The organism is Enterobacter sp. CGMCC 5087 (genome assembly GCF_003144775.1).
Lineage (GTDB): Bacteria > Pseudomonadota > Gammaproteobacteria > Enterobacterales > Enterobacteriaceae > Enterobacter > Enterobacter cloacae_M.
Genome location: NZ_QFXN01000053.1, coordinates 1 through 7987, shown reverse-complemented (window position 1 = coordinate 7987; position 7987 = coordinate 1). Strand labels below are relative to the sequence as shown.

The 7987-nt window shown below is 55.3% G+C and carries 7 protein-coding genes and 2 pseudogenes; all 9 read left to right on the top strand.

The genetic code is table 11. From position 1 onward, the window contains the following. Positions 1–754, top strand: a pseudogene (locus DEO48_RS26710) (hypothetical protein); the annotation flags it as partial. Between the two features lie 58 nt (positions 755–812). Beyond that, on the top strand, positions 813–1514 hold the full coding sequence (locus tag DEO48_RS05285; RefSeq protein ID WP_109844558.1) for a hypothetical protein: 702 nt from the start codon (positions 813–815) through the stop codon (positions 1512–1514). A 95-nt stretch (positions 1515–1609) separates the two neighbouring features. Further along, positions 1610–2980, top strand: a complete 1371-nt coding sequence (locus tag DEO48_RS05280) for a DNA circularization protein (protein WP_109844559.1) — start codon at positions 1610–1612, stop codon at positions 2978–2980. After that, on the top strand, positions 2977–4050 hold the full coding sequence (locus DEO48_RS05275; RefSeq protein WP_109844557.1) for a phage baseplate assembly protein: 1074 nt from the start codon (positions 2977–2979) through the stop codon (positions 4048–4050). Before DEO48_RS05280 ends, DEO48_RS05275 begins: the two co-directional genes overlap by 4 nt. Before the next feature lie 32 nt (positions 4051–4082). Then, a pseudogene (locus DEO48_RS05270) lies at positions 4083–4674 on the top strand (phage baseplate assembly protein V). Continuing rightward, entirely contained in the window at positions 4671–5108 is a 438-nt protein-coding gene (locus DEO48_RS05265; RefSeq protein WP_109844556.1) for a phage GP46 family protein, read from the top strand. Before DEO48_RS05270 ends, DEO48_RS05265 begins: the two are co-directional and overlap by 4 nt. 1 nt (position 5109) lies before the next feature. Next, positions 5110–6285: a baseplate J/gp47 family protein gene (locus DEO48_RS05260; RefSeq protein ID WP_109844555.1), complete on the top strand. Its 1176-nt coding sequence runs from the start codon at positions 5110–5112 to the stop codon at positions 6283–6285. Further along, positions 6282–6845 (top strand): YmfQ family protein, encoded by a 564-nt coding sequence (locus tag DEO48_RS05255; RefSeq protein WP_109844554.1) that lies wholly within the window; start codon positions 6282–6284, stop codon positions 6843–6845. Before DEO48_RS05260 ends, DEO48_RS05255 begins: the two co-directional genes overlap by 4 nt. A 45-nt stretch (positions 6846–6890) precedes the next feature. Beyond that, positions 6891–7987 (top strand): pyocin knob domain-containing protein (locus DEO48_RS05250; protein WP_109844553.1); only part of this gene is annotated, 1097 nt, incomplete at its 3' end.

Sequence of the window (7987 nt, the reverse complement as noted above, 5' to 3'; positions counted from 1 at the left end):
AGCAACCGATCAGGCTGGTCTGCTGCTGCAGGATATGAATGCCGTGACCCACACTGATAATACAGGTAAGCCGCCGGCCAATAATTCCATGTTTGACCAGCCACGAAATAATGCGCTGGGGTTACGTAGCCATAATCCCGTTAATCTCCGTTCTGCGTCGAACGAAACAGGGAAGGTGTACTCAGATAAAAGTGGTTATTTTTCTCAGTTTGCTTCAGACAAAGATGGTCTGGCCGCTGCGTCACGGCAGCTCTTTTTGTACGGTGATCGTGGCAAGCACACGCTGCAGGATGTGATCCAGACCTTTGCGCCCGCAAAAGAAAATAAAGTTGCTCCGTATATTTCAGACGTGTCCCGTGACACCGGTTTTAAACCCGGAGAGAACATCGATCTCCATTCACCTGATGTGCTCAGGCGGCTGCTCCCCGCGATGATAAAACATGAGCAGGGGACGCAGCCGTTTAGCCGTTCTGAAATAGATACCGGCATTAATGATGCCATTATGGATCCGCGATGGAGTGGCAAGCGAAACCCGGAATATTTACAGGAGCAACGTAGCCAGGGTGAGCAATCTGGCATCATTACACCAGATCAGACGGCGGAATTGACGAAGGTCCTGAAAGAAATTACTGACCAGGCTGGAAAGGATGGAAAAACACAGATCGAAGTTCTTCTTACCAGCCCTGATGGTGAGAAGAAGCGTGTTGTGGTTCCGTTTGGTGGAAAGGTTACTGCTTCAATGAGTCCTTATTAAATATTGGTTAAGTAACCATGTGGTAATGTTGTATTTACATCATTGATTAAGGTTTTTTATGAAGATATTAATATTTCCACTTATTGCTTTGTCATTTCAGGTGTTGGCTGGGAATAATTACTCGGATTCAATATGTAGGGAGAATGTTCAGAGTATTTATTTCCCTATGGATGCGCCTAACTTTCCCACCAAACCGCTTGGTGCATGTTTTGCGAACAAAAACATAACTAAAAAGCTATCAGGTCCATGGGATATAACGTCAGCGGTATTTGATGGCATTGGCAATATAAACTACTACACGATTGGGACTGACGGCGATGGTTCACAGTATGATCATACTAAAATCATGGCCGCCTCGATTAATAAAGACGGTGACATTGTCACTGCTCAAGTTATGGACTCAGGCAATCCTGACTGGGATGACCCCAAGAAAACCCTGTATAACATGCAGGTGACAGGGTATGACTGGAGGACTGCACGGCTTTATTTTGAAACTGATGCGTGGGCTACATCCGGCGCGGTTCATGTTTTACAAATGGAAGGAAATAGCTCAATACGAATAAAGTATCATAAGTTTATTACTGATGGTTCTGTTTCCGCAGTAACAGATAAAGGTGTTGTGGTCGAAAGAACAGGAGATGATGAAAATAAATCATTCTCACATTCATATCTCTATGACAATTCCGAGAAGAAGGTCTGCATTGTCAATACAAGGGATAAATACTGGTCTGTATATGCGGATTGTATTGATGGTGGTTGAATAAACTATATCTTGTAACTCATTCGGTTTTGTAATGAATTAAATTTATGTATCCAGCCCGCTTAAATGCGGGCTTTTTTGTGGCTGGAGAAAAGATGACTTTAATCCACGATGCCGTTAATTCAGCAAAAGATTCGCTGTTTGGTCCCTCCGGGGACAGCTGGAAATGGCAGGAACACCTTCATAAGGCCACCTTTCGCGACGTACCGTTTGCGGTCGAGGGCGGAGAGGGGAGCTTTGGCCGTCGCCAGGCTGTACATGAATATCCGTATCGCGATCAGGCCTGGGTGGAAGATTTAGGCCGCAGTACGCGGCGGATCACCCTGAACGGGTTTCTGGTGCAGAGCAGCCGGCTTTACACCGCACCGGACGTCATGACGCAGCGGGATTCCCTGATTGCTGCCTGTGAAACGGGGAGTGCCGGCACGCTCGTTCATCCTACGCTGGGAGAGCTGACCGTCAGCGTGCCTGACGGGGGGCTCAAAATCACGGAAAGTCTCGCGGGAGGGACGTTCTCCTTCACGCTGACGGTCATTGAATCTGGCCTGCGCGTGTTTGCCATTACCAGCTCCACGGATGCGGCCTCGACCGTTCAAACCTCCTGGCTGTCTGTGGCCGCCGAGGCGGCCAGCACCTTCATTGGCGAGATCCACGGTACGCTCAATTATTTCAATGGGACGTTAAAAACCCTGCAGAACACGGCCGATTTCTGGATCCGTAGCGTAACCAGCACCATGCAGTCAGCCAGCAATCTGGGTAACTCGCTGCATAACGTGTTCAGCCCTGACCGCTACGGTCGCTATAACCATGGCTCATTCAGCGCGTCGTCGCCGTCTGCTGAAGTACAAAAATCCATGGCGTCCACCGTGCAGCACACGATGGCCGTTCAGCGAACTCTGTCAGCGCTGTCAGAGGATTACACGCCTGAATCCTATGCCCGTGATGTTCTGAACGTGGTCAACGGTCTGCAGCTGGTTATCCCGTCGCCGGCGGATCGCGTTCAGGCCCTGCAGATACTGTCCGGGTTTACCGATCCACAGTGGCATCCCCCAGGCGGCGAAACGCAGGTCTCCGATATTACCGTGCGCTACATGACAATCCTGACGGCCGGTGCAATGGCGGCCGCTGCCGCCCTGGTTCCGCTGCGCAGTTATGACGATGCGATGACCCTGCTGATGAACGTCAGCGATACCCTCGATAACGCCATGCTGGCGGCCGGTGACAGCGGCGAAGACAGACTTTATGAGGCGCTGATGATACTGCGCACGAACACGATTTCCCTGTTGCAGACGCGCGGGGCAAACCTGGCTCCGGTGGTGGTGCAGCATTTTAATGCCACGTTACCCGCTTTGTACCTTGCCAGCAGGCTCTACCAGGATGCAGGGCGTACTGATGAGCTGACCGACAGGGCCCGCCCTGTCCATCCGGCATTTATGCCACGAACCCTGAAGGTGTTAAGCGAATGAGTGACGAACTGACTCTGGAAGTCGGGGGCCGGTTGATTTCAGGCTGGGACCAAATCCGCGTGACGCGCAGTATCCAGCGCCTGCCCTCAGACTTTTCCCTGTCCCTGATGGATTACTACCCCGGCTCGGATGATAAGCAGCTGGTGGCCCCAGGCGAGCCGTGCGTGGTCCGCCTGGGGGATGACAGCGTGGTGACGGGATATATCGATCGCTGGGACGCCACCATTGGCCCCTCCCGGCACGAGGTACACGCCTGCGGGCGGGGTAAGTGTCAGGACCTGGTGGACTGTTCCGCGATTTGGCCCAACAACGTGATTGAGCAGGCTACTCCGTTACAGATCGCGCAAAAGCTGGCGACCCCTTACGGGATTAGCGTTGGAACCGACATTACCGACCTGCAGAACGTGCCCCAGTTCTCGCTTAACTGGGGGGAGTCGTCGCAGGAGGTTATCGACAGAATGATGCGCTGGGCGGCGCTGCTGTATTACGACCTGCCGGATGGCAGTCTGTGGCTGACGCGGGTGGGGACCCGGAAAGCGGCCAGTGGTGTGGCGGTGGGGGGGAATATTCAGGAGGCCTGGTACAGCAGTTCCTGCGATGAACGTTACTCGGAATATACCGGGATCTCGATGCCCACGACGGCGGTCACAGAAATCTCCGCCGGCGATGCTTATGCCTCCGTCACGCTGTCCACGGCCAGCGATCCGGTGATAGCCGCGATGCGCTACCGGAATCTGGCCGTGCTGATTGAAAGTACGCTCAACACCTACGGGGCCGCACAGCAGTACATCGACTGGGAGATGAACCGACGCTTTGGCCGTTCCCGCGTGCTGCATGTCACCGTGGACAGCTGGCGGGATACCGCCGGGAAACTCTGGGAGCCTAATACATTAATCCCGATCACAGCCCCACAGCTCAATCTTAACAATGAAGCCTGGCTGCTGGGGGAGGTGACCTTTCAGAAAGACAATCGCGGCACGACCGCTGAAATGATGCTGATGCCGGCGCAGGCCTTTACGGTTGAGCCTTACCAGTTCTACAGCAACATTATGGAGCTGAATTATTCATGAGAGACCCGCTACTGCAAATGATCATGAGGAAGCTGGGCGAGCTGGAAGGAAAGGTCCGGATACTGTACCGAAAATCGATGATGGCCTTTACCACGGGGAAAGTGACTGCCATGAAAGACGCGGGTGGCGTGCAGGTCCTGCAGTATCAACATCCTGTCGAAGTGAGGGGCAGCACGCCGCGCATGGCTGAGTTTGGTTTTTCTTCCGGACTGCCGGCAGGGACGGATGTACTGATTGCCTGCATTGGCGGGGATCGGTCCTCCGGTATTGTCATTGCAACGAATAACTCAGCCTACCGGCACAGTGGCCTGAATCCTGGTGAAACAGTGATTTATAGCCAGTGGGGGCAGTTCGTGAAACTCACCCAAAGCGGTATCGAGGTGCAGGCGAACGGCCAGGCGGTTGATGTTAAACAGGCCACGCAGGTCACTATCGAGGCGGCACAAGGGGTCATGATGAAAACGCCGCTGCTGCAGTGTACCGGCGACATTCAGGACAATTGCGAGGGCAACACCACCACGCTGAAATCGCTCCGGGAAGCATATCAAACACGATCATGAGGTCGAAGGTGTTGAGTCCGGCAATTCCACGAAGACCACTGAGCCGACAAAGGAGAAGCCATGAGTGATATTCGCACCCTGTGGCCGGCACCCGATGGCACCAGCGCCGACTGGGTTGTGGTGTCCGGTGACCTGCAGCAGGGAAATGACCTGGAGACAGCCATTTACATCAGCCTGTTTACCGACCGGCTGGCGCGCGATGACGATCAGATTGACGGAACTGACCGGCGTGGCTGGTGGGCGGATACCGGAGAGACGTATCTGATTGGTTCGCGCCTGTGGCTGCTGCGCCGGCAGAAACTGACCTCAGCCATTGCCGGTAAAGCGGTGGACTTTTGCCGTGAGGCGCTGCAGTGGCTGCTCGATGACAGCATTGTCAGCAGCATTACGGTTCAGACCCGCATCATTCATCCCCGCACACTTCTGGTGGGGATCACCTATCAGGAGCCGGGTAAATCCGCGCAGAGCGTGAAATATTCATGGGTATGGGAGAACTGATATGCCCTTTGCAAGACCGACGCTGAGCGAACTCCGGACACGTAATGTGGCGTTTATGGAGTCAGAACTCAGGGGAAACGGGGTGGGGTCCCTGCTGCGTTTTTCAAACCTCCGTATTCTGGCAAATGCTGATGCCGGCATGTCTCATCTTCACTATGGCTATCTCGATTATATTGCCCTGCAGGCGACGCCTTTCACTGCAACTGATGAATGGCTGGCGGGCTGGGCTGCGCTCAAGGAGGTCTTCCGTAAGCCCGCCACGGCGGCGACGTGTTCAGCAATGGCCTTTGCGGGGACGGCCGGCAGAACGATTACCGGCGGGAGCGCGTTAAGGCGCAGCGACGGCTATGGATACACCCTGGATGCTGATGTGACACTGGACGCTGACGGGACGGGAACGGGCACCATTACGGCCATTCTTCCGGATCCGGCGACCGACACCACGGGGGGCGGTGATGCCGGTAACGCACCGGCGGGAACGATACTCTCTCTCGATGTGGCCGTTGCCGGTGTGGAATCTACGGTTACTGCCCTTGACCCCATTCTGGGTGGGGCAGACATCGAGGATGAGGAGGCATTCAGGGCCCGTATGCTGCTTGCCTGGCAGGATACAGCACAGGGCGGCAACGATACCGATTATGAGCGCTGGGCCCTTGAGGTGCCGGGTATCACGCGCGCATGGGTGGTGCGTCGCATGATGGGCTTTGGTACGGTCGGGATTTACGTGATGTGTGATGGTGTCAGCGGTCATCCTGACGGTTTCCCGGTCGGGACTAACGGGGTATCACGCTATGAGCCGGAAAGTGCGCAGGTGGCGACCGGGGATCAGGGACGCGTGGCGGATGCGCTGTATCCGCTGCACAACGTTACCGCTGAGGTATGGGTGTGTTCGCCGTCGCGGCTGCCAGTGGATTTTGTGATAAGCGGGATCAAAACGGCCAGTAATGAAACCAAAAATGCGGTCAGGGCGGCCATCGATCAGGTCTTCTTTAATGAAGGTCATCCGGGCGTAAAACCCGCCGTTGATACGCCGCCGGTCATTATCGACCTGTCCGATATTGAGCTGGCGATCGCCAGTGTGCCAGGCACAAAGGGCTTTCTGCTCACGTCGCCGGTGGATAATATTTTGCCGGGGCTGGGAGAGCTGGCCGTCACCGGGGAGATTGAGTATCTATGAACCCGAGCCGCTTTCTCACTGAGGATTACACGCAGGCCCTGCAGGGGCTGATGCCCTCGGGGCAGGCGTGGGCGAAAAGCCAGAATGCGGTACAGTCAGCCGTTCTTCGCGCGCTGGCCCGCAGCTACCGGCAGAGTGATGCCGATGCGCTGGCGCTGCTCAGGGGCGCGTTCCCGGGAACGGTCGATGCTTTCCTTCCGGAGTGGGAGGCAACGCTGAATCTGCCGGATCCGTGTGTCTACAACGAGGATCAGACAACGGAGGCGCGGCAGCGTGCCGTGGTCGCCAAACTGACCTCCACGGGGGCGCTTTCTCGTCGGTACTACACGGACGTGGCCCGCGCGCTGGGATTTATCGTATCAATCACCGAATACCGGCCCTTCCGGGCAGGCATGTCCGGCGCGGGCCAGCCGCTTAATCATGGTGACTGGCGCTTTACCTGGTGCGTCACCGTGATTTCGCCGCCGGTGAATCAGGAAAATTATGACGCCTACCAGCAGATGGTCTGCACCCTGACCCGCGAATCGCCTTCTGAAACCCTGCTGATTTTCAGTCACTGACCCGTAAACCTTTGTTAATCGCCGTCCCCGGCGAGGGATTTTTACATGCAAAAAATAGGAAGCAGTACCACAACAGCCGATGAAAACGGTGAATTTACGGACGGCGACCCACAAACACAGGTCCCGTGTACGTGGGTGATGGCCGCCTGGCTGAACACCCTGCAGCGCGAGCTGGTTCACTTGTGCGAAGAGGCCGGGATTACGATTGACCCGAATGATGACACACAGGTTTATCAGGCCATCGCGCAGTTGCTGAACACCAGTACGGAAGGGATGGTGAAAACCGTCAACGAACACGCGCCGGATGAGCACGGCGATGTGAAGCTGGGCAGTGCGGCTGATAAAAATGTGACCGCTTCAGCCAGGGATGCGACAACGGACCACGTACTGAAAACGGCGGATTATGGTATTGGTCGTACAATCGGGACGGTTACTACCGGCATTGATTTTAAAAGCTTCGTCTTTATCCAGGGCGAACACTTGTTTGTCAAAATGGACACCTGTACGAACATTCCGGCCGGGTTGAACGCCACGACGTACTATTACATTTTCGTGAAGGGAATGCGGGACAGCGATGGCTCGCCGTGCATCGAGCTGGTGAAATATGACAACCCCTCTGAGGTCTGGAACGCTTATGGTGCCGGAGCGGCCGGAAACCGAACCTGGTCGCTTTATCGTTCTTATAACACTGGATACAAACTAACTGCTGAGGATATTGGCGCGATGCCGTATTTCGGTACCGCGCTGAGTGTGGATCTCAATACGCTGGGGGCATACAGCGCTGCAGGTGTTCACTATCAGTCAGACAATGGCAGAGCAACGACTGCAAACCACTACCCGGTTGCAGAGGCCGGAGCGTTACTGGTACTCCCCAGTGCCTACGGCTGCCAGCAGGAATACACCACGTTTGGCACGGGGAGGAAATTTTTACGCGGATTAAGCGGGGCATGGAATGGCGCCAACGGCCCCTGGGGAAACTGGAATGAACTATACGGCCCGACAAACCCCAACGAGATTGTCAGCTCGTCCGCGAACAGCTACCGCATTGCGTACGGGAATTACGGTGCGTTCTGGCGACAGGATGGCGGCAATCTCTACCTGATGCTGACCAACAGCGGCGACGCACACGGAAGCTATAACAA